Consider the following 22,618-nt stretch of genomic DNA (forward strand, 5'->3'; position numbering starts at 1 on the left):
ATTTTATGTACGGACCGTCCCGCTCCCGGTTCTAGCGCCGGGCGACGAGCGCGTTCAGATATTCCTCGATATTGGTGTAGCCGTCGCCGTTGCGGTCGGCGGCGCTGTCGTCGCGGTTGGGGTCCAGCCCATGCGCGCGTTCCCAGTCGTCTGGCATGCCGTCGCCGTCGCTGTCCCTCGGTACGGGTGCGGTCGCAAGCATAGGCCAGCCGCCGACGTCGCGCTGGCTGTCGATCTGTTTGCCGGTGCGGTTGCGCACGCCTTCGACGATCGCCGCATCGACGCTGTCGCGCGAGAGCGAAGCGCCAGCGCGTGCCAAAATCAGCGGGCTTGCCTCGGCAGGTGAGGTGCAGGTGACAGGGGCCATCGACACGGGGGCCGCCAGCCGCTGTTCGGGCAGCGCGGTGCCGGTCACCAGCGACCAGGGATCGTCCGGGACCGCGCCTTCCATCCGGTTGCCCGCGAAATAGGATTTGGCGAGCGGATTGCCTTCGTTGAACGCGATCGCGCGAGTCGATTGCGGGCCGCGGACATAGTCGTTGGCGATAAAATTATACTGCGAGAGGCTGTTCTTGTCGGCATTGTAGCCCGACCGGCCGCCGCCCCAATTGTAGAACAGGTTGCAACGGAAATCGAAATACGCGCCCTCGGGGTCGCGGTCGACGGGGGCATAGTTGCCGGGTCGCGGCATCCGCGCGCTGTGGTTCGCCCAGAGATTGTGGTGGAAACTCGCGCGCGATCCGCGCCCGCCGCGGATCAGGCTGCCATAGCCATGCTCGCCCTTGGCATGGAGCGACCGGGTCAGTGAATCGGCGATGATCGACCATTGCACGGTGACGTCGTGCCAGCCTTCGCCGGGATTGTCGTAATTGGCGCTGACCGACAGGGTTTCGTCGACCGACCAACTGGCCGAGACGTGATCGACGATGATGCGACGACCGCCGCGAATCCAGATCGCATCGTCCTCGGTCCTGGACTCGTCGCCCAGCCGCGAGCGGATGTAGCGGATGACGACATCGTCGGCGTGGACGACCAGCGCATGGTCGCGCAGCGTGATCCCGCCACCCGGCGCGCTCTGCCCGGCGATGGTGATGCGCGGCTCGCGGATGACCAGCGGTTTCGCTAGCTGGATCGTTCCCGACACGTCGAACACGACGATGCGCGGGCCCTTTGCCTCGACCGCGGCGCGCAAGCTGCCGGGACCGGCATCGGCCAGGCTCGTCACCTTGATGACGCGCCCGCCGCGTCCGCCGAGCGACGCCGCGCCCGCGCCTTCCGCCCCCGGAAAGGCCGGGGGCGGGGTGGCGAGGGCCGGACGGGGCAGCGACGGCGCGCTGGACATCAGCAGGGCGGCAAGCAGCATCAGAAGGTTGCCCGCACGCCCGCGGTGAAGATGCGCCCGGTGCTGCCATAGCTCTGCGTCACCGGATTGGCTTCGTACATGGTGCGATATTGTGGGGTGTTGGTCAGGTTGCGGGCCTCCAGCGACAGGCGGAACTGGCGCGTCAGGTTATAGGACATCGACGCATCGAGATTGAACGTATCCTCGACATAGCCGAAGTCCGCGACCACCGGCGAGTTGCACGCCCCGCCATTGTTGGTGGTAGTGCCGACCGAGCAGGTGCCCGCCGCCAGCGGGAAGCGGTTCACATAGGCCTTGCGATACGCGCCCGACAGACGTGCGCGGAATTTCGAATCCTCGTAATAGATGGTCGCGTTGAACGAATGCGGCGAGGTGTTGAGGAACGGCGCGGTGGCGAAGCTGTTCTGCGCGGTCGATCCGGCCTGACCCTGTTGGGTGTTGAGCGCGGTGCCGGTCAAATAGGTCAGTTCGCTGTCGATATAGGTGTAGTTGGCGGTCACTCCGAACCGGTCGAAGGGGGCGGGCAGGAAGAAGAAGTTGGTCTGTGCGTTCAACTCCACCCCGCGGATCGTGCCGCCCGGCGCGTCGTTGAACTGGCGCACCGCGAACACGCCGCCGCTCTGGATATAGTCGAACAGGGTGGGGCTGGTGACGCCGGTCAGCACCTGGGCGATGATGTCGTCGGGAAAGATGTCCTGAAGCGCGAATTCGCCTGCGACCTGTTGGGGGAAGGACTGGATGTCCTTCTGGAAGACCGCGACGCCGAGGAAGCCGTTGCTGCCGAAATAGCGTTCGAAGCTGAGGTCGTAATTGTCCGAGCGGAACGGGCTGAGATAGGGGTTGCCGATGGTGATCGACGGCGCGGCCCCGGCGGCGTTGAGGCCGGTCGGGAACGAGGTGGTGCCCGGCGTCAGCGATGCGAGCTGCGGACGCGAGATCGTCTTCGACGCGGCAAAGCGGATCAGGAAATTGGGTGCGGCTTCCCAGCTGATGTTCGTCGCGGGCAGCACTTCGGTATATTCGTTGCGTGCGGTGACGACGACGCCGGTGACGCCGTTGGCCGCACCCCCAACCGATCCCGTGCCATCGACCCGAGTGTTGGCGACGCGCACGCCGGCATTGCCGCGCAACGGGCGACCGAACAGATCACCCTGGAAGTCGATCTGGACGAAGCCCGCCATGTCGCGTTCGGACACCGCGTTGCGCTCGCGCCCGTCGACCTGGGCGCGGTAATCGCCCCATTTGTTGATGCAGTTGCAGTCGATCTGAAACTCGCGGATGAACGCGTTGAGATCGGGCGCGTAGAAGGACGTGGGCGTGCCCTGCGATACCTTGATCCCGTTGCCAAAGCCGACCGTCTGGCCGAGATCGGTGATCGACAGCCCGGCTTCGACCAGTGTCGGGTTGATCGCCTCGATCCCCTGGTTGCGACGGCCGCCCAGGCTGTCGAAATCATAGGTCTTGTACGTGCCGCCGAAGCGGAAGGTCAGATCGGGGTTGAGCGTCCAGGCGAAATTGGCGCGCCCGACGCGAAATTCGTTGTTCACGTCGTTGCTGAATGTGCGGATCGTCGACAGCCCCTTGACCAGCGACCATTGATTGGGATCGGCGACGTCGAAACCGGGGCTGAACACCGGCATCCGTTCGTCGCCGCGTTCGTCGAACACGTAATTGTCGCGGTCGATCGCGTTGAATTCGACCAGATAGCCGACCGAGCGGAATTCTGAACGCGACCAGCCCGCGGTCGCCTCCATCCGGAAATTGTCGGTGAAATCGTGGCGCAGGTTCATCGTGCCCTGCATGAATTCGGTCTGACCGAATTGCGCGTCGGCGGACGAGCGCCAGTCGACATCGTCGAGCACCAGATAATCGGCCTGCCCTGCCGCATTGACGTTGGCGGCGCGGATCTTGGTCGAGGGACGGCCGATCAGTTCGTTGTAGAAGGCCGTCTGGTTGGTGCTGGCGATGAAGCCCGGCGAGGTGGGCGAATTGTAATAATCGAACGGGTCGAGATTGTTGGGATTGAAACTGGCGCGCGTGCCCGGCACCAGCGCGCCGCCGTAGAGCGCCTGACCGCAGTCGAGCGTCGCGGTCGCATCGCAACGCGGATAGAGCGCGCGGCGGTCGGCGAGGCCGTTGGCGGTGTTGATTGCGCGCAGCGTATTCTGCTGGACGCGGACATTGGTGCCGTTGCGGTTGAGGCCGATCGTGGTCAGGCCGATGGTGTTCGATTCCTGGCGATAGCGCGAATAGACGCCGTCGAGGATAACCTCGGTGCGGCTGGTCGGTTGCCACTGGGCGGTCAGCGTTGCGCCCAGTCGGTCATAGCTTAGCTCCTGACGCGAAATCGACGGGAGCGCCGGGATGATCGTGGTCGGCGTCACCAGCGCATAGGCGGCAGGGTCCGAGCCAAAGGTCGGGCCAACGCCGGTACCGATCGGCTGGGCGAAGCCGTACACCGGCGGCACTTTCCCGTTATGCTGCGAATTGCGATAGGCATATTCGAACTGGCCGATGCTGCGGCGATAGGCATCGACGACCTGACGCTGGTCCTGATAGGCGATCGAGCCCAAGATGCCGAAATTGTCGCCTAGCCGTTTGGAGAAAAGCCCCGTCAGGCGCGGATTGAGGGTCTTGCCATTCTCGCGATATTCGCCCTCGGCGCTAAAGGCGAGGCGATCGGTCTTGTAGCTCAAGGGACGACCGGTGGTCAGGTCGATGATCGCGCCGAGCGATCCCTCCTCGTTCATCGCCATCGTCGATTTGGTGATCTTAACGCCCGAGAAGAGTTCCGACGCGAAGGTGTTGAAATCGAACCCGCGCGAGCGGTTGGCGCCCGCATCGGACTGGTTGCCGCCCGAAATGTTGAGCGCGTCGGCGCCGTTCAGGAATACGCTTTGAAAATCGCCGCCCAATCCGCGCACGGTGATGCTGCGGCCTTCGCCATTGTCGCGATCGATCGAGATGCCGGGAAGCCGCTGAATCGATTCGGCGATGTTGGCGTCGGGGAAGTCGGCGATGTCCTCCGCGGTGATCGCGTCGACGATCTGGTCGGACAGGCGCTTCTGGCTCAGCGCGTCCGCCAGACTGGCGCGGAAACCGGTGACAATGACTTCGCCTTCCTGATCGGCGTCCTGCGCGGTCTGATCGATCGGGGCGTCGGTTGCGGCGATGGTGCCGGGTTGGGGGAGACCGGGGGCGGCGATCAGCCCGGACGGGGCTGCGGTGCCCACCTGCGCGGCTGCGGGCGCCGCTGCGAGGCTGCCCACTGCCAGCGCCAGAACCGAAACCGCCGTGCGTACCGAAACGACACCCGTCATCATCATCGCTCTCCCCTGCATATCCGAACGCTCTTGCGTCCTTGTGTATGACACCGGTATCATCACAGGACAGAGAGTGCAACGTCCTTTGCATGGCGAGGAGTCATTTGATGCCGGCAAGACCGTCAAACCCGCAACTTTCCGACGTTTCGAAGCCGTCGGGCGATGTTTCGGCATTGGACCGGCGGCGCGCGATCGGGCTGATCGGGCTGGGCGCGCTTGGGCTGGGCATGACGGATTCGGTGCACGCCCAAGGCGCGCGCGCCACTGCTTCGCTCGATCCGCATGGCGATATGGAATGGGCGCGCGGAATCGAGGGGCAGCGTAAGGCCGATCTGGGCAACGGCAATTTTCTCAATCCCGTCTTCTCCGGCGATCGCCCCGACCCAACGATCCTGCGCGACGGTGAGGATTATTACCTGACCTTTTCCAGCTTCAATGCCTATCCCGGCATTGTCATCTGGCACAGCCGCGATCTGGTGAACTGGCGGCCCGTCACGGCAGCGCTCAGGACGCCGATCGGGTCGATCTGGGCGCCCGAACTATGCAAGCATGGCGACCGGTTCTACGTCTATATCCCGGCGCGCTTTCCCGATTACAAATCGATCTATGTTATTCATGCCGAGCGGATCGAGGGGCCGTGGTCGGAGCCGATCGACCTGAAGCTGCCCGCGCATATCGACCCCGGGCATGCGGTGGGCGAGGACGGCACACGATGGCTGTTCCTCTCGGGCGGCGACCGGGTCAAGCTGGCCTCCGACGGGCTGTCCACGGTCGGGGACGTCGAGCATGTCTATGATCCGTGGCGCTATCCCGAGGACTGGGTGGTCGAGACCTTTGCGCCCGAGGGGCCGAAGATCGTCCGGCGCGGCGATTATTATTACATGACCACCGCGGTGGGCGGGACGGCGGGGCCGCCGACCGGGCACATGGTCATCATGGCGCGGTCGCGAACCATCGACGGACCGTGGGAACATGCGCCCAACAATCCCCAGATCAGGACGCGGAGCGCCGCCGAGAAATGGTGGTCGCGCGGCCATGCGACGCTGTTCGAAGGGCCGGGCGGTGCGTGGTGGATGATCTATCACGGCTACGAGAACGGATATTGGACGCTGGGGCGGCAAGCGCTGCTGGAGCCGGTTCGCTGGACCGAGGACGGGTGGGTCGAGCCGCTGGGCAGCGATTTGTCGAAGCCGCTCAGCAAACCGGTCGAGCGTGGCACGGCGGCGCACGGCCAGGCGCTGTCGGACGACTTCTCGACCGACAAGTTCGGCGTCCAGTGGAGTTTCTACGACCCCGGCAGGGACGAGCCGTCCAGGCTGCGGCGCGAGGGCGGCGTGCTGCATGTCCGGGGTAAGGGCGTGACGCCGGGCGACTGTTCGCCGATCACCTGTATCGCGGGCGATCAGGCGTACCGGTTCGAATGCGATGTCGAGGTGGACGACGGCGCGGAAGCCGGATTGCTGCTGTTCTACAACCGGCGGCTCTATGCGGGGCTAGGATTGGGCACGAAGGGACTGGTGATGCATCGATATGGCCTGCAACGCCCGCGCGGCGCGATCCCCGGCCAGCGCGAAAGCGGGGGCGGACCGCTGCGCCGCTTGCGTATTCGGATACTCAACGACCGCAACATCCTGACCATCCACACCAGCGCCGACCGCGGCGCAAGCTGGCAGAAGTTCGACGTGCAGATGGAGGTGTCGGGATATCACCACAATGTCGCCTATGATTTCCTGAGCCTGCGGCCCGCGCTCTATGCGGCGGGCACGGGCGAGGCGCGGTTCCGCGATTTCCGGTTCGAGGCGCTGGCATGATCGCGCGGCGCGGCGTGCTGGGCGCAGGGCTGGCGATGATCGCGGGTGGGGTAGCGGCGCAGACTGCGCCGCCGGTGACGGGCGGTGCGCTACCGCCCGGATTGCCGCAGCCGATCGAGACGATCGATCTGTGGCCCGGTGGTGCGCCTGGCGCGCCGCGCAAGCCGCTGGTCGAGACCGTAAACGAACGATCGACGCAGGCGCAGCTGACCGATCGCGCGGTGTTCGGGATCAGCCGACCGCGGCTGGTGGTGTTCCGCCCCAACCGCCCCAATGGCGCGGCGGTGATGATTACCCCGGGCGGCGGATATCGATGGGTCGTGATCGACAAGGAAGGCTATGAAATGGGCCGCTGGCTGGCGGCGCGCGGCTTTACCGTGTTCGTGCTGTTTTATCGCCTGCCGGGCGAGGGCTGGGCGGCGGGGCCGGACGTGGCATTGTCCGACGCGCAGCGGGCGATGCGGCTGATCCGCGCGCGGGCGGGCGATTACGGCGTCGACCCGGAACGTGTGGCGGCGATGGGCTTTTCGGCGGGCGGGCATCTGTGCGCAGATCTGGCGACGCGGTTCGCGGTGCCGACCTATCGTCCGGTCGATGCTGCGGACACGCTGTCGCCGCGCCCGATGGTCGCCGCGCCGATCTATCCGGTGATCGCGATGCAGGCCCCGCACGCCCATTCGGGATCGCGCGCGTTGCTGGTGGGCGAGAACGCATCGACGGCTCGCGAAGCGGCGCATTCGCCGCACCTGAACGTGCCCGATGATGCGCCGCCGACCTTCATCGTCCATGCCGAGGATGACGCGGTGGTGCCGGTCGAGAATGCGCTGTTGTTGCGCGCCGAGCTGAAGGCAAGGGGCGTGGCCGTGGAGACGCACTTGTTCGCGCAGGGCGGTCACGGATTCGGGTTGAGGCTGGCGGTCGGCAAGCCGGTTGAGGCGTGGCCGGATCTGTGGCTGGCCTGGGCGCGGACCACCGGGCTGGTTTAGGAAACGTCGAGTCGCATCGATGGTGCGAGCATGGCAAGCAATCCAGCACTACGCGCACGAAGCGCTGGATTGCTCGCAATGACAAGCCATATTTCTTCATTCGGTGGCCGAAACCAGATGCGTCAGGCGGCCGGTTTCCTGAACCGGATGGTCATCCGGTCGCTTTCGCCGATCGCCTGATATTTGGCGCGGTCGACATCCTTAAGGCGCAGCACCGGTGGCAGGGTCCAGACGCCTTCGGGCCAGTCTGCGGTGTCCCTGGGATTGGCGTTCACTTCCGATTGGCCATCGACGGTGAAGCCCGCCTTTTGCGCCAGCGCGACCACCGAGCTGACTTTCATATAGCCGCTCTTTTCCTCCGCAGCGGCGTCACGGTTCTCGGGCAGTCGATGTTCGACGACGCCCAGCACGCCGCCGGGTTTGAGCACGCGATAGGCTTCGGCGAACACCTTTTCGGCATTTTCGACGCCACCCATCCGCCAGTTGTGGACGTTGCGGAAGGTCAGCACCACGTCCGCCGAATGCGCGTCGATGCTGGTGCGGCCGGTGGCGGGATCATAGGGTGCGGTCTCGACCCGGCCATAGGTCGAAGCGTCCCTCGTCTTCAGCGCTTCGATTCCGCGCAGGCCATTTGCCGGCGCGACGCCGATCAGCCGACCGGCCTTAAGATAGGGGGCGAGGATTTCGGTATACCAGCCGCCGCCCGGCCACAGCTCGACCACGGTATCGGTCGGCTTCACCTGGAAAAAGGCCAGTGTTTCGGCCGGATTGCGGTACCGGTCGCGGGCGGTGTTGGTGGGGGTGCGCGTGCCTGCCGACACGGCGGCGTCGATCGCGACGCGGTTGGCGTCCTGTGCGGCGATGGCGACGGTGGCGACGCCCAGGGTGGCGGCGGCGAACAAAGTGATGTGGCGCATTTCGGGCTCCTCGCAATCGGGCGTTATCACCCTATATCGCCCGCGAAACTGGAGCAGGGATGGACGGGATGCAACACGCATTATTGGCAGGGATCGGCAGCCTGGTGGCGGTCGCGGTGGGCAGCGGCGTCGCCGAATACGCCCGCAAGAACCGCCGCAACATCGATCGGGTGGGGATCATGCCGTGGACCACGGTGCAGGTCATCGCGGTCATCGGCGCGGCGATGCTGGCGCTATACGGGTTCAAGATGGGCGGCTGGTAATCGTTAAATTCCTCCCCCGCCGGGGGAGGGGGACCATCCGTAGGATGGTGGAGGGGTGCCACGGACGCAGTGCTTCGTGGCACCCCCTCCGCCAGCACTTCGTGCTGCCACCTCCCCCGATGGGGGAGGAGTGAATGTTACAGACACGCCTCCAGCAATGCCTGGTCGAAGCCGAACTGCTTGGCCTTGTCGAGCGTGTAGGGGCGCAGGCCCATCGAGCGATATTCGCCGATGATCTTGCCGTCGGCGCTCTCGTCCAGATATTCGAACTTGAACAGTTCCTGGGTGACGATCACGGGGCCTTCCATGCCGATGACTTCGGTGATGTTGGTCACCCGGCGCGAACCGTCGCGCAGGCGCTTCACCTGAACGATCAGATCGACCGAGTCGGCGATCTGGCGGCTGATGGCTTCTTTCGGCACCTTGATGTCCGACATCATCACCATGTTCTCCATACGCGCCAGGCATTCGCGTGGGCTATTGGAGTGGAGCGTCGCCATCGACCCGTCGTGACCGGTGTTCATGGCGGCGAGCAGATCGAAACATTCGCTCCCGCGAATTTCGCCCAGGATGATGCGGTCGGGACGCATACGCAGCGCGTTCTTGACGAGATCGCGGATGGTGATTTCGCCTTGCCCTTCCAGGTTGGGCGGGCGGGTTTCCAGCGGTAGCCAGTGCGGCTGTTGCAGGCGGAGTTCGGCGGCGTCCTCGATCGTCAGCACGCGTTCGCCGGGGTCGATCATCTTGGACAAGGCGTTGAGCATCGTCGTCTTGCCCGAACCGGTGCCGCCCGAGATGACGACGTTGAACCGGCACGCGCCCGCGATCTTCAGCGCGGTCGCCATTTGCGTGCTCATCGAGCCGAAGCCCGCCATCATGTCGAGCGTGATCGGCTTGGCGGAGAATTTACGGATCGAGATCGCGGTGCCGCGAAGCGACAGCGGCGGGACGATGACGTTGACGCGGCTGCCGTCCTTGAGGCGAGCGTCGGCCAGCGGCGTCGTCTGGTCGACGCGGCGTCCGACCGAATTGCAGATGCGCTGGGCGATCTGGAACAGATGCTCTTCGTCGCGGAACTGGATATTGGCGAGTTCCAGTTTGCCCTTGCGCTCGACATAGGTCTGCTCGGGGCCGTTGACCATGATGTCGGAGATGTTGGCGTCGGCCAGCAATTCCTCGAGCGGACCGAGGCCCAGCAATTCGTCGACCAGCACCTTTTCCAGCGCGAACTGTTCGCGGCGGTTGAGTGTCAGTTTCAGCTCGGCGAGCACTTCGCCGATGATCGGGCGAAATTCCTCGGCCAGTTCGTCCTTGCTGAGCGTCGCAGCGGCTTCGGGATCGACGCGTTCGAGCAGGCGGGGGAGCACCTGTTCCTTGATCCGGTGGATCGAGGATTCGAATCCCTCGACCCGGCTGTTGCCGGCTTCGCCCGATGCCGACTGACGGTCGGCCAGGCGTTGCAGTGCGGCGTCGTTGGGACCGGCGATGGCGGGTTCGGACGGGAAGGCGGTTTCGGTGGCGCCGCCTAGCGATGCGGGCTCGATTGGCGGAAACTGCGTTCCGTGATCGGGTTCGGCGGGTCGCGCGCCGCCGCCCTGCATCGGGCGGGCGACCCCGAATGCGGGGCGACTGCCCGTCCCGCCGGGTCCACTGCGTCGTCCGAATGCGCTCATCTTGGTCCTCGTCACCCCTGATATGCTGGGGGACAAGGATTAGGCGCGAAGGTTTTACAATTGCCTAACCAAATCTGTCAGGCACGTTAGTTGATCGCCTCAGCCGACCTGTTCGGCCAGCACCGTCAGGCCCTTGGCGCCGACTTCGGCGAAACCGCCCTGAATGCGGATCGTCTCGGGCTCGCCCTTTTCGGTGCGATAGATGGCGAGGTCGCCGTCACGGATGGTGGACATGAGCGGCGCATGGCCTTCGAGAACGCCGAAATCGCCCTCGGTGCCGGGGACGACGACCATGTACACGTCCTCTGCGCGGACGAGCTTTTCAGGCGTGACGAGTTCGAAGTGCAGCATTTCATCAATCTCCCCCCTCCCGCTGGCGGGAGGGGTCGGGGGAGGGGGTGTCAATCGAGGGAGGGTGCCCGCTGGCGGACAGGCCCTCCCCTAACCCCTCCCGCAAGCGGGAGGGGAACTGGCTTTAAGCCTCGTCGGCCATCTTCTGGGCCTTGGCGATCACGTCCTCGATCCCGCCGACCATGTAGAAGGCGCTTTCGGGGAGGTGGTCGTACTCGCCGTCCACCACTGCCTTGAACGATTTGATCGTGTCTTCGATCTGCACGAACTTGCCCGAAATGCCGGTGAAGACTTCGGCGACATGGAAGGGCTGCGACAGGAAGCGCTGAATCTTGCGCGCGCGCGCAACGATCAGCTTATCCTCTTCGGAAAGCTCATCCATGCCGAGGATGGCGATGATGTCCTGAAGCGACTTGTATTTTTGCAGGATCGACTGGACCGCACGTGCGGTGTCGTAATGGTCCTGGCCGACGACGCGCGGTTCCAGCACGCGGCTGGTCGAATCGAGCGGATCGACCGCCGGATAGATGCCGAGTTCGGAGATTGCGCGGTTGAGAACGGTCGTCGCGTCCAAGTGAGCGAACGAGGTTGCCGGTGCCGGATCGGTAAGATCGTCGGCGGGCACGTAGATCGCCTGCACGGAGGTGATCGACCCCTTGTTGGTCGAGGTGATGCGTTCCTGAAGCGCGCCCATGTCGGTGGACAGGGTGGGCTGGTACCCCACCGCCGACGGGATGCGGCCGAGCAGCGCCGACACTTCCGAACCGGCCTGGGTAAAGCGGAAGATGTTGTCGACGAAGAACAGCACGTCCTGACCTTCGACGTCGCGGAAATATTCGGCGATGGTCAGGCCCGACAGTGCGACGCGGGCGCGGGCGCCCGGCGGTTCGTTCATCTGGCCATAGACCAGCGCAACCTTCGATCCTTCCGACTGCGGATTGCCGTCGGCGTCCTTGGCGATGACGCCCGCGTCGAGAAACTCGTGATAGAGGTCGTTGCCTTCGCGGGTGCGCTCACCGACGCCCGCGAAGACCGAGGTGCCGCCGTGGCCCTTGGCGATGTTGTTGATGAGTTCCTGGATCAGAACCGTCTTGCCGACGCCGGCGCCGCCAAACAGGCCGATCTTGCCGCCCTTGGCATAGGGGGCGAGCAGATCGATGACCTTGATGCCGGTGACCAGGATCGAGCTTTCGGTCGACTGGTCGATGAAGTCCGGTGCCTTGGCGTGGATCGGCGCGGTGTCGGTGTGGCCGACGGGACCGCGCTCGTCGATCGGCTCGCCGACGACGTTGAGGATGCGACCCAAAGTCTTGGGGCCGACGGGAACGCGGATCTGCGAGCCCGTGTCGGTGACCGACTGGCCACGCGTCAGACCGTCGGTCGCGTCCATCGCGATCGTGCGGACGGTGTTCTCGCCCAGATGCTGCGCGACTTCGAGGATCAGGCGTTGGCCGTTATTGTCGGTTTCCAGCGCGGCCAGAATCGCGGGCAGCTTGTCCTGTTCGAAGGTAACGTCGACGACTGCGCCGATGACCTGCGAAATGCGGCCTACGTTATTGGTGGTCGCCTTTGGGGCGAAAGTGTCTGCGGCGGTTGCCATCGTCATGCTTCCTTGCGTGTCGAAACGTTAGAGCGCTTCCGCGCCAGAGATGATTTCCACCAGTTCGGTCGTGATTGCGGCCTGGCGCTGGCGGTTATATTCGATGTTCAGGCGCTTGATGAGGTCGCCGGCGTTGCGCGTCGCGTTGTCCATCGCGGTCATTTTCGACCCCTGTTCGGACGCGGCGTTCTCGCGCATCGCCTTGAAGATCTGAATCGCGACGTTGCGCGGGAGCAGGTCGGCGAGAATCGATTCCTCGTCCGGCTCGTAAGTAACGACCGCGCCGCCCTCCAGGTCCGCCGCCGCGCCGTCGGCGACGACCGGCAGCTTGACGGGCAGCAATTGCTGCATCGTCGGCTCCTGCGTCAGCACCGTCTTGAACGTCGAATAGAAGAGGTGCGCGACGTCGAATTCGCCCGCTTCGAATCGCGCGATCAGATCGTCGGCATAGCCGCGCGCATCGGCAAAGGTCAGCTTGCCGAGATCGCCGGGCTCGATGCCGTGCTTCATCCGCTCGCGATACAGGCGGTTGAGGACCGCGCGGCCCTTTTTGCCGATGGTGTAGAATTCGACGCCCTTGCCTTGGGCGATCAGCTTGTCGGCTTCGCGGCGGGCGAGGCGGGCGATGTTGGTGTTGAACGCACCCGCCAGACCCTTGTCCGACGTGGCGACGACGAACAGATGCTTCTGGTCGCGACCGGTGCCCGCGAGCAACGGCGACGATCCTTCGGTCACCTGAACCTTCGACGCGAGCGACGCGACGACCGCTTCCAGCCGCTCGGCATAGGGGCGACCGGCTTCGGCGGCTTCCTGCGCACGGCGCAGCTTCGCCGCGGCGACCATCTTCATCGCCTTGGTGATCTTCTGGGTCGATTTGACCGACCCGATCCGGAGTTTCAGCGCCTTGAGAGAGGCCATGTTCTTCCTACCTCGTCATCCCGGCGAAAGCCGGGATCTCGTGCAACAAACCGCGCGCTGGCGGCCCGAGACCCCAGCTTTCGCTGGGGTGACGGTTACTTAAGCAAACGTCTTGGCGAACTGGTCGAGCGCGGCCTTGAGCTTGCCCTTGACCTCGTCGCCCAGATCCTTGGTGTCGCGGATCGTCGTCAGGATGTCGGCATGGTTGGCGCGCATGTCGGCCAGCATCGCCTGTTCGTAACGCACCACGTCCGTCACCGGCACGGCGTCGATATAGCCGTTGGTGCCCGCGAAGATCGACACCGTCTGTTCCTCGAAGGGCATCGGCTGGAACTGGCCCTGCTTGAGCAGTTCGGTCAGGCGTGCGCCGCGATTGAGCAGCTTCTGCGTTGCCGCGTCGAGGTCCGAGCCAAACTGGGCGAACGCCGCCATTTCGCGGTACTGCGCCAGCTCCAGCTTGATCGAGCCGGACACCTTCTTCATCGCCTTGGTCTGCGCGGCCGAACCCACGCGGCTGACCGACAGGCCGACGTTGATCGCCGGGCGGATGCCCGCGAAGAACAGGTCGGTTTCGAGGAAGATCTGGCCGTCGGTGATCGAGATCACGTTGGTCGGGATATAGGCCGACACGTCGCCCGCCTGGGTTTCGATGATCGGCAGCGCGGTCAGCGATCCGTTGCCGTTGGCGTCGTTCATCTTCGCCGCGCGCTCGAGCAGGCGCGAGTGGAGATAAAACACGTCGCCGGGATAGGCTTCGCGACCTGGCGGACGACGCAGCAGCAGAGACATCTGGCGATAGGCCACCGCCTGCTTCGACAGATCGTCATAGACGATGACCGCGTGCATACCGTTGTCGCGGAAAAATTCGCCCATCGTGCAGCCGGTATAGGGTGCAAGGAACTGGAGCGGTGCCGGTTCCGATGCGGTCGCGGCGACGACGATCGAATATTCCATCGCGCCCGATTCCTCGAGCTGGCGGACGATCTGTGCGACGGTCGAACGCTTCTGGCCGATCGCGACGTAGATGCAATAGAGCTTCTTCGATTCGTCGGTGCCCGCATTGGCGGTCTTCTGGTTGATGAAGGCGTCGATCGCGACGGCGGTCTTGCCGGTCTGGCGGTCGCCGATGATGAGTTCGCGCTGCCCGCGGCCGACGGGGACGAGCGCGTCGATCGCCTTCAGACCGGTCTGCATCGGCTCATGCACCGATTTGCGCGGGATGATGCCGGGCGCCTTTACCTCGACGCGCTTGCGCTCGGTGAACTCGATCGGGCCCTTGCCATCGATGGGGTTGCCGAGGCCATCGACCACGCGACCCAGCAGGCCGCGACCGACGGGAACGTCGACGATGGTGCCGGTCCGCTTGACGACGTCGCCTTCCTTGATCTCGCTGTCCGAGCCGAAGATCACGACGCCGACATTGTCGGCCTCAAGGTTCAGCGCCATGCCCTGCACGCCGTTGGCGAACTCGACCATTTCGCCGGCCTGGACATTGTCGAGGCCGTGGATGCGCGCGATGCCGTCGCCGACCGACAGCACCTGGCCGGTTTCGCTGACCTGCGCTTCGGTGCCGAAGCTGGCGATCTGGTCCTTGATGACCTTCGAGATTTCTGCGGCGCGGATATCCATTGTCGTGCCTTAGCCTTTCATCGCGTGCGCGAGGGTGTTGAGACGGGTCTTGATCGACGAATCGATCATCTGGCTGCCGATCTTCACAATCAGCCCGCCAAGGAGCGAGGGATCGACGCGGAGGTCGAGGGTGACGTCGCGACCGACACGGGTGCGCAGCGCTTGTTTCAATTCCTTGACCTGATCGTCGGTCAGCGGATGGGCGGAGGCGACCTCTGCGGTCACTTCGCCGCGATGGCGGGCGGCGAGCGCGCGGAAATCGCGGATGATCGCGGTCAGGCTCGACAGGCGTCGATTCTGCGCCAGCACGCCGAGGAATTTCTTTGTCGTCGGATCGACGCCCATCACGTCGGCAGCGGCGGCGACCGCCTTCGACGCGGCGGTGCGGTTGACCAGCGGGCTGGCGGCGAGTTCGGCGAATTCGGCCGATTCGGTCAGCGCCTGGCGAATCTTGACCAGGCTGGCCTCGACCGCGTCGATCGATTTCGCTTCGCGCGCCAGATCGAACAGGGCGGTGGCGTAACGCCCGCTAAGGCTTGCCTGAATACCGGCGGAATAATCCACGCGTGACGGTCCCCGTGTGACGAGTAAGATGGCCCCATGCGAAAAGAGGGCCGAACGATGCGGCCCCCGATGGGTTCGCGGCGCGGTTAGCATCGGGGGCCGGGGGATGCAAGATGGAGTCTGGCATTGGTTGACTAGGAAACGGGTTTGACCGATTTTGCCGGAATGGAAAGCCCTGAACGATCGCTTGGTACGCTGCTCCGGGTGGCGGCGGGGAAGCTGGCGGTGGCCGAAGCCGCGGCGGTGCGCACGCACGGTGTTACCGCCGCGGAAGCGACGCTCTTGCGCGAGCTGCGCGCGGCGGGCGCGGTTGCGCCGAGCGTGCTCGCCGACCGGATGGGGATGACGCGCGGCGCAGTCACCAAGCTGGTCGATCGGTTGAAAGCCAAGCAATTGCTGGTGCGCGCAAAGGGCCGCGGGGACGGACGGATGCAGACGATCGCGTTGACTGGCGCGGGGGCGCGGCTGGTGCCGGAACTGGATGCGGTAGCGCTGCGCGTGGATGGGGCGGTATTCGGGACGCTGGATGCGGCGGGCAGGGCGGGGCTGCTAAGAGCATTAAGTAAAATCACCTGACCACTTCCTACCCCGTTGGTGTCGAGTAGGGTTCGAGCTTGTCGAGAACCCGTATCGAGACAGGCCTGCTGATGCACTCTCCCTCGATACGCCTTCTCGACAAGCTCGAAGGCTACTCGGGACAAACGGGTTGGGTTAAGGGAACAGCGAGACGGGATAAGGAACTCTAAGATGCCGACCGGCGAGACGATCCACATGAAGATGGCCGACGGCGCCGACATCGCCGTCTATCACGCCAAACCGACGGTCGAATGCCGGGGCGGGCTGGTGCTGGTGCAGGAAATCTTTGGCGTCACCGACCATATTCGCGAGCAATGCGACGATTATGCGCGCGAAGGCTATGAAGTCCTCGCGCCCGCGCTGTTCGACCGCGAGCATCCGGGGTTCGAGGCCGACTATACCGGCGCCGATTTCGACCGCGCGGTCGAACTGGCGCGCAAACTCCATCCGTTCGACCAGTCGCTGGCCGATGTGCAGAACTGCATCGACGCGCTGTCCGATCGCGGCGCGGTGTTCGTCGCCGGCTATTGCTATGGCGGGTCGGTCGCCTGGTTCGCGGCGTGCCGGTTGAAGGGAGTGGCGGCGGCCTCCGCCTATTATGGCAGCCTGATCCCCAAGACGACCGAAGAACCGCGCGTGCCGACCTTCGCCCATTTCGGACGATATGATCGCGGCATTCCGGTCGATGATGTCGAGGCCATGATCGCCAAGGCGCCCACCAATGCCGAGATCTTCGTCTATGACGCCGGACATGGGTTCAATTCGGACCGACGCAAGGACTATCACGAACCCTCCGCCGATCTGGCGCGCGAGCGAACGCTGGCGCTGTTCCGCGCCAATGGCGGATAAGGATTTGGCCGCAAGGCGCGGGATGCGCGCAGGCGATCACCCGCCTAGACCGGACTCATGATCCAGCAGCAGAGCGCCATCGATCCCGACGCCGCCTGGGCCGCTTTCGTCGCGCGCGATCGCGACCGGGACGGCACCTTTGTCGGCGCGGTGAGAAGCACCGGCATCTATTGCAAGCCGAGCTGCCCCGCGCGGCGACCCTTGCGCGAGAATATGGCCTTCTATTCCGATGGCGCGGCAGCGCGCGCGGCGGGCTATCGTCCCTGCCTGCGTTGCAAGCCCGACGAGGTGGGCCGCGACCGGATCGCCGTCGCCAGGGCGATCGAACTGATCGAGGCGGCGGAGAACGCACCGTCGCTGGATGCGCTCGCGAGCGCCGTCGGATATGCGCCGCACCATTTCCACCGACTGTTCAAACGCGCGACCGGGGTGACGCCCGCCGCCTATGCCCGCAGCCTGAAATCGACGCGCGCGGGCGATGCGCTGACGCGCGAGAACCGGGTGGCGGACGCGATCTACGATGCGGGCTATTCGGCGCCCAGCCGCTTCTACGACCATGCGGGCAAGCGGCTGGGGATGAGCCCCAGCGCCTGGGCGCGGGGCGGGGCGGGGGTGACGATCCGCTGGACCGTTGCCGACACCAGCCTGGGCAAGCTGTTGGTTGCCGCGACCGAAAAGGGCCTTTGCCGCGTGTCGTTCGACGAAGGTCCGCTGGAACTCGCCCAGCGCTTTCCCGCCGCCGAGATCGTCGAAGGCGGCTCGGCGCTCGCCAAGCTCGCCGCGCGGGTCGTCGCCGAGGTGGAAACACCGGGCCGCGACCGCGACTTGCCGATCGATGTGCAGGGCACCGCGTTTCAGGAAGCGATTTGGCAGGCACTACGCCGCATCCCGCCGGGCGAGACGATGAGTTACGGCGAAATCGCCGCCGCAATCGGCAAACCCGGCGCGGTTCGCGCCGCCGGTTCGGCCTGCGGCGCGAACAACGTCGCGGTCGTCATCCCCTGCCACCGGGTCAACCGCGCCGACGGGTCGATCGGCGGATACGCTTACGGTGTCGAGCGCAAGCGGGCGCTCGTGCGCCGCGAGCGAAAATAATCACTCGGCCGCGTCGCAGCGATAGACCAGGCGTTCGTTGGGCAGCGCGGGAAGGCTGGAGCGGATCGCGGCCTGCATTGCACCCAGTTTGTCGACCGCTTCCTCGTCGCCTGAGCATTGCTTCAGCTCGACTCCGGCGCGCAGGCGGCGGGCTTCGGCCATTTGCGCGGCGGGAAGCAGATAGCGACTGTTGACATAGAGGCCGGAAGCCGGATCGAAATCGAGGACCGACACCGTCGCTTCCTCACCGGGGACGAGGATGCGCTGCCAGCCCTTTTCGGTCCGGGCGTATTGGGTCCGCCCGTTGACGCAGCCGCCGTCGCGCCAGTCGAGCGGCACGTCGGCGGTGTCCGATACGATCACGCGGCTGCGTTCGGGGACGATGCGACAGGTGAGCGCGCCCGCAAGCGCGACCGGAGACTCGGCGCGCGCATCGTCGTTCGGCAACGTCACCTTTTCCGGGTCGAAGGTCGGGCGCAGCAGGAATACCGCGATCGCGACCATCAGCAGCAGAACGCCCGCGCCCAGCGCGATTGCGGCGTTGCGGCGCTGCCCCTTGGTCGCGAGCAAGGCGGCGCCCGCGACGCTCACGCCCGCCAGCACCAGCAGGAACGCGGCGATCGCCATATAGTTTTCGCGCGCGAGGTCGATGCGTTCGCGTTCCGCGTCGAGCGCGGCTTCGCGAGCCTGGCGCGCGCGTTCGGCGTCGGCGGCGTCGCGCGCGGCGGCCTCGGCGGCGGCGCGTTCGGCGGCGGTGCGATCCTGGGCCAGGCTGTCCTCGATGCTGGTGCAGCGGCTGCCGGTGACGGCGATCGGCTGCCCGGCTTCGCGGAGGAAGGACTGGAGTTCCGCGCCAGAAATCGCGAAGGCGAAGGCGGCGTCGCCTTCGTCGGCGCGGGTAAAGGCCGAATTGACGCCGATCACCCGGCCGCACCGGTCGAGCAGCGGTCCGCCCGAATTGCCGCGTGCGATCGACGCGGTGTGGAGCATGACTTCGGTGCCCATCAGCGAGCGGCGGCCCGAAAACAGCCCCTGCGTCCGCACCGGCGTCAGCGGCGTGATGTAATCATTGGCCGATCGCGCGGTCGCCAGATCGACATTGCCGGGATAGCCGAGCGCATAGGCGCCTTCGCCCTCACCGAGCGGGCCGGTGTAGAGCGCCAGCGGGGGCAGGCGCTCGCCGCGAAATTCAATGAGCGCCAGATCCTTGTCGATGTCCTGCGCGACCAATTGGCCCTGAAACGCCTGGCTGCCCTCTGACGGCACGATGCCGATCACGACATTGCCCGGATAGCGCTGAACGAGCGCCACGACATGCGCGTTGGTGACGACCCGATTGGGCGCGACCGCAAAGCCGCTGCCGTGGCCGAAGCCGACCACTTCGTCATCGACCACGGCGATCACCACGATCCGCACGACCCCGCGCCCCGACGCCGAAATGTCGTCGGCGCGTGCGGGCGCGGCGAGCGTCAGGATGAGCGCGAGAAAGGCGATCAGGCGAATCATGGTTGCGGTGGTGGCCCCCGGAGGTCTGTCCGTGTCTTTGGCGAAAGCGCTGCGGGGTTCAAGGGGTTTCCAAACCTGCCCGTCATTCCCGCGAAGGCGGGAATCCATCTCCTTTTGTTACCATTCGCGCAGCTTGGAAGATGGGCTCCGCTTTCGCGGGAGCGACGGTCAGAGAAAGTTATACGGGTCGACATCCACCGCGACGCGCACCTTGGACGGCCAGTCCACGCCGCCCAGCCAGTCGCGGATGACATCCTGCACGTCGAGCGCGCGGCGGGCGTGGACCAATAGTCGAAAACGGTGACGGCCGCGCAGCATGGCGAGGGGGGCGGGGGCGGGGCCATAGACGTGCATCCCCTCCACCTCCGGCGCGGATCGGCCGATGCGGGTGGCGGCGTCGCGGGCGGCGTCCTGATCCTCCGACGAGACGATGATCGCGGCATAACGACCGAAGGGCGGCGCGCCCGCATCCTCGCGCGCTTGCGATTCGGCGGCGTAGAAGGCGGCGTCGTCGCCCGTCACCAGCGCGCGCATCACGCGGGCGTTCGGGGCGTGGGTCTGGATGAACACGCGGCCCGGCTTTTCGCCGCGACCGGCGCGCCCCGACACCTGCATGATCTGTTGAAAGGTCCGTTCCGCCGCGCGCAGGTCGCCGCCGTCCAGGCCCAAATCGGCGTCGATCACGCCGACCAACGTCAGGTTGGGAAAGTGATAGCCCTTGGTCACCAACTGCGTGCCGACGACGATGTCGATGGCGCCTGCCTCCATCCGCTCGACGAACTCCGCCGCACGCGCGGGCGACCATAAGGTATCGGAGGTGACGATCGCGGTGCGCGCTTCGGGCCACAGCGCCGCGACCTCGTCGGCGATGCGCTCGACGCCGGGGCCGCACGCGACCAGGCTGTCTTCCTCGCCGCATTCGCCGCAGGCGCGCGGGGTCGGAATCTGATGCCCGCAATGATGGCAGGCGAGGCGGCGCGTCAGCCGGTGTTCGACCATCCAGGCGGTGCAATTGGGGCATTGATAGCGATGCCCGCAATGACGGCACAGCGTAAGCGGCGCATAGCCGCGCCGGTTGAGAAACAAGAGCGATTGCTCGCCGCGCGCCAGCGTCTCGTCGATCGAGCGGACCAGCGTCGGCGCAATCCAGCGCCCGCGTTCGGGCGGCTCGGCGATCAGGTCGATCGCGGCGATCTCGGGCAGTTCGGCGGCGCCGTAGCGGCCCGGCAGCTTGAGTTCGGTGTAGCGCCCGAGCGTCACCTGTTGCCGCGTCTCGATCGCCGGTGTGGCGGAGGCGAGCACGACCGGGCAGCGTTCGAATTTGCCGCGCATCACCGCGACGTCGCGCGCGTGATAATGGACGCCGTCTTCCTGCTTGAAGCTCGTTTCATGCGCCTCGTCGACGACGATCAGGCCGAGATTGCGATAGGGCAGGAACAGCGCAGATCGCGCGCCGACGGTCACCAGCGCCTGCCCGCTGGCAATCGCCCGCCAGGCGCGTCGGCGCTGCGAGGATCGCAAGTCGCTGTGCCATGCGACCGGCGTCACCCCGAAGCGCGCGGCGAAGCGTTTGAGGAAGGGCTGGGTGAGCGCGATTTCGGGAAGCAGGACCAGCGTCTGTCGGCCCGCTTCGATCGCCTGCGCGACCCCTTCGAAATAGGTTTCGGTCTTGCCCGATCCGGTCACGCCGTCGAGGAGGAAGGGCTGAAAGGCATGGGCGTCCACCGCGCGGCGCAGGGTGGAGGCGGCGGCCTCCTGTTCGGGGTTGAGCGCGGGCGGGGCATGGGCGGGATCGGGGAGGGCGAAGGGCGCGTCGATATCGACCTCGACCGATTCCAGCGCGCCCGATTTGACGAGCCCGCGGATCACCGCGTCGGAGACGTCGGCGATGGCTGCGAGTTCGCGCACCAGTCCCTGGCGGTCGCCGATCCGCGCCAGCGCCTGCTCGCGCTGCGGTGTCATGCGCGGCGGCGTTATTCCGGTCGCGCGATATTCGGTCGCGGTGCGCGCGCCTTCCAATGCCGAGGTCGAGGCGAGTGTCATGCGCAACACGCTGGCAAGCGGCGCGAGGTAATAATCCGCGGTCCATTCGACCAGCCGCCGAAGGGGCTCCGGGATCGGCGGGGCGTCCAGCACGCCGATCAGGTTGCGCAAGCGATTGTCGCCGACTTCCTCGGTTTGCAACCGGTCGGCTTCCCACACCACCCCGATCAACTGGCGCGGGCCGAGCGGGGCGACGACAATGCTGCCGGGCTCGACACTCATACCGTGTGACACGCGATAATCGAGCGGGCCGAGAGCCGAATTGAGGACAATGACGCGCGCGCGGGACATGGACGCGCCAGATAGGGCGCGCGGGGGGCGGGGTAAACCTTTCCGGCTGGGCGCGACGTGTCACTGGCCGATCGCCATTGCGAGCAAAGCAATCCAGCGATCCAAACGCGCGGTTCTGGATTGCTTCGCTTCGCTCGCAATGACGGTTGGGTACTCGCCTGTGGCGGCTAGAACTGAACGGACAGCCCCGTCGCCAGCGCGTGCTCCATCCGATCGCGCGCGTCGCGGTTGAAACGGTACTGGTTGAGATATCCGACCAACGCGCTGACATTCTGCGCGACGGGAAAGCCCAGTGCCGCGAAATTCCGCATCCGTTCGTGCCCCGACCGCTGGCCGAAATCGGTGGTGTTGAGGTTAAAATAGCTTTCATGCCCCACCTCAAGGTCGAGCGTCTCGGTCAGCGGCAGGGTATAGGTAATCTCTGGCCTCAGACGGTGGCCGACATCGTCCCCGTCGCTGCGGAAGCGCTGTTCCAGACGGATGCGTCCACCCAACTCGCCGCTGCCGATCTTTGCGCTCGGAAATCCGATTTCCTGGCGCGGACGCCACTCGGTGTTGCTGACGCGACCGTCCGAAACGCCGACGACGCGGTTGATCCCGCCGGTCAGTGTGAACCCGCCGACGATATCGACGCCGATACTGACGAGATACTGGCTCTCGATGATGCCGCCTTCGTCGTTGCCGAACCGTTGGTTCATTTCGAATTCCAGAACGGTCGTATCGCTAAGGTCGGTGTCCGCCGCCAGATTGACCCATAATTGCTGGTCCTGATCCTGCGCGAATGCGGGGCTGGCGATGCTGGCGAGCAGCAGGCTCGCGAGGAACGGCATACGCAAGAGGTTCAAACTCCCTAGGCCGGT

At 65.5% G+C, this 22,618-nt stretch carries 18 protein-coding genes; 6 read left to right on the forward strand and 12 right to left on the reverse strand.

Translation table 11 applies throughout. The features are described 5' to 3' along the window. Nucleotides 1–31: 31 nt before the first annotated feature. On the reverse strand, nt 32–1,363 hold the full coding sequence (locus ACX0GZ_RS08345) for a pectate lyase (protein WP_458815318.1): 1,332 nt from the start codon (nt 1,361–1,363) through the stop codon (nt 32–34). After that, nucleotides 1,363–4,683: a TonB-dependent receptor gene (locus tag ACX0GZ_RS08350; protein ID WP_458815320.1), complete on the reverse strand. Its 3,321-nt coding sequence runs from the start codon at nt 4,681–4,683 to the stop codon at nt 1,363–1,365. The genes ACX0GZ_RS08345 and ACX0GZ_RS08350 overlap by 1 nt, the downstream gene beginning before the upstream one ends. Nucleotides 4,684–4,913: 230 nt before the next feature. Between ACX0GZ_RS08350 and ACX0GZ_RS08355 the strand changes: the two genes are divergently transcribed. Then, a complete protein-coding gene (locus ACX0GZ_RS08355; protein ID WP_458816171.1) occupies nt 4,914–6,497 on the forward strand; it encodes a family 43 glycosylhydrolase in 1,584 nt (527 codons plus the stop codon). Further along, nucleotides 6,494–7,483 (forward strand): alpha/beta hydrolase, encoded by a 990-nt coding sequence (locus ACX0GZ_RS08360; protein ID WP_458815322.1) that lies wholly within the window; start codon nt 6,494–6,496, stop codon nt 7,481–7,483. The genes ACX0GZ_RS08355 and ACX0GZ_RS08360 overlap by 4 nt, the downstream gene beginning before the upstream one ends. Before the next feature lie 122 nt (nt 7,484–7,605). On the opposite strand, the gene ACX0GZ_RS08365 is transcribed toward ACX0GZ_RS08360, so the two are convergent. Further along, nucleotides 7,606–8,400, reverse strand: coding sequence for a class I SAM-dependent methyltransferase (locus tag ACX0GZ_RS08365; RefSeq protein WP_458815324.1), 795 nt, complete (start codon nt 8,398–8,400; stop codon nt 7,606–7,608). Nucleotides 8,401–8,468: 68 nt separating this feature from the next. Between ACX0GZ_RS08365 and ACX0GZ_RS08370 the strand changes: the two genes are divergently transcribed. After that, nucleotides 8,469–8,663 carry a hypothetical protein gene (locus ACX0GZ_RS08370; protein WP_458815326.1) on the forward strand — a complete coding sequence of 65 codons (195 nt, stop codon included), beginning with the start codon at nt 8,469–8,471 and terminating at the stop codon, nt 8,661–8,663. Between the two features lie 137 nt (nt 8,664–8,800). Here ACX0GZ_RS08370 and ACX0GZ_RS08375 read toward each other — a convergent pair whose 3' ends face one another. From ACX0GZ_RS08375 to ACX0GZ_RS08400, 6 genes are all read right to left on the reverse strand, one after another. Beyond that, entirely contained in the window at nt 8,801–10,336 is a 1,536-nt protein-coding gene (locus ACX0GZ_RS08375) for a CpaF family protein (RefSeq protein ID WP_458815328.1), read from the reverse strand. A gap of 99 nt (nt 10,337–10,435) precedes the next feature. Continuing rightward, complete coding sequence (locus tag ACX0GZ_RS08380) at nt 10,436–10,687, reverse strand: ATP synthase F1 subunit epsilon (RefSeq protein WP_458815330.1); 252 nt, start codon at nt 10,685–10,687, stop codon at nt 10,436–10,438. 124 nt (nt 10,688–10,811) lie between these two features. Then, on the reverse strand, nt 10,812–12,287 hold the full coding sequence (gene atpD, locus ACX0GZ_RS08385) for a F0F1 ATP synthase subunit beta (RefSeq protein WP_458815332.1): 1,476 nt from the start codon (nt 12,285–12,287) through the stop codon (nt 10,812–10,814). A gap of 27 nt (nt 12,288–12,314) precedes the next feature. Further along, nucleotides 12,315–13,205: a F0F1 ATP synthase subunit gamma gene (locus ACX0GZ_RS08390; RefSeq protein ID WP_458815334.1), complete on the reverse strand. Its 891-nt coding sequence runs from the start codon at nt 13,203–13,205 to the stop codon at nt 12,315–12,317. A 99-nt stretch (nt 13,206–13,304) separates the two neighbouring features. Further along, on the reverse strand, nt 13,305–14,834 hold the full coding sequence (atpA, locus tag ACX0GZ_RS08395) for a F0F1 ATP synthase subunit alpha (protein WP_458815336.1): 1,530 nt from the start codon (nt 14,832–14,834) through the stop codon (nt 13,305–13,307). A gap of 9 nt (nt 14,835–14,843) precedes the next feature. Then, nucleotides 14,844–15,398: a F0F1 ATP synthase subunit delta gene (locus ACX0GZ_RS08400; protein WP_458815338.1), complete on the reverse strand. Its 555-nt coding sequence runs from the start codon at nt 15,396–15,398 to the stop codon at nt 14,844–14,846. Between the two features lie 165 nt (nt 15,399–15,563). On the opposite strand from ACX0GZ_RS08400, the gene ACX0GZ_RS08405 reads away from it, so the two are divergent. The 3 genes from ACX0GZ_RS08405 to ada all read left to right on the forward strand — a co-directional run bounded on the left by ACX0GZ_RS08405 (nt 15,564) and on the right by ada (nt 17,918). Then, complete coding sequence (locus tag ACX0GZ_RS08405) at nt 15,564–15,974, forward strand: MarR family winged helix-turn-helix transcriptional regulator (RefSeq protein WP_458815340.1); 411 nt, start codon at nt 15,564–15,566, stop codon at nt 15,972–15,974. Between the two features lie 171 nt (nt 15,975–16,145). Then, on the forward strand, nt 16,146–16,823 hold the full coding sequence (locus tag ACX0GZ_RS08410; protein ID WP_458815342.1) for a dienelactone hydrolase family protein: 678 nt from the start codon (nt 16,146–16,148) through the stop codon (nt 16,821–16,823). A gap of 57 nt (nt 16,824–16,880) precedes the next feature. Next, complete coding sequence (gene ada, locus ACX0GZ_RS08415; RefSeq protein WP_458815344.1) at nt 16,881–17,918, forward strand: bifunctional DNA-binding transcriptional regulator/O6-methylguanine-DNA methyltransferase Ada; 1,038 nt, start codon at nt 16,881–16,883, stop codon at nt 17,916–17,918. Here the strand turns inward: ada and ACX0GZ_RS08420 are convergent, their stop codons facing one another. From ACX0GZ_RS08420 to ACX0GZ_RS08430, 3 genes are all read right to left on the reverse strand, one after another. After that, nucleotides 17,919–19,424: a trypsin-like peptidase domain-containing protein gene (locus ACX0GZ_RS08420; RefSeq protein ID WP_458815346.1), complete on the reverse strand. Its 1,506-nt coding sequence runs from the start codon at nt 19,422–19,424 to the stop codon at nt 17,919–17,921. Nucleotides 19,425–19,592: 168 nt separating this feature from the next. Further along, nucleotides 19,593–21,758, reverse strand: coding sequence for a primosomal protein N' (locus ACX0GZ_RS08425; protein WP_458815348.1), 2,166 nt, complete (start codon nt 21,756–21,758; stop codon nt 19,593–19,595). Between the two features lie 167 nt (nt 21,759–21,925). Then, nucleotides 21,926–22,588 (reverse strand): DUF2490 domain-containing protein, encoded by a 663-nt coding sequence (locus ACX0GZ_RS08430; protein WP_458816173.1) that lies wholly within the window; start codon nt 22,586–22,588, stop codon nt 21,926–21,928. Between the last annotated feature and the right edge of the window lie 30 nt (nt 22,589–22,618).

Source organism: Sphingomonas aestuarii (assembly GCF_054457155.1).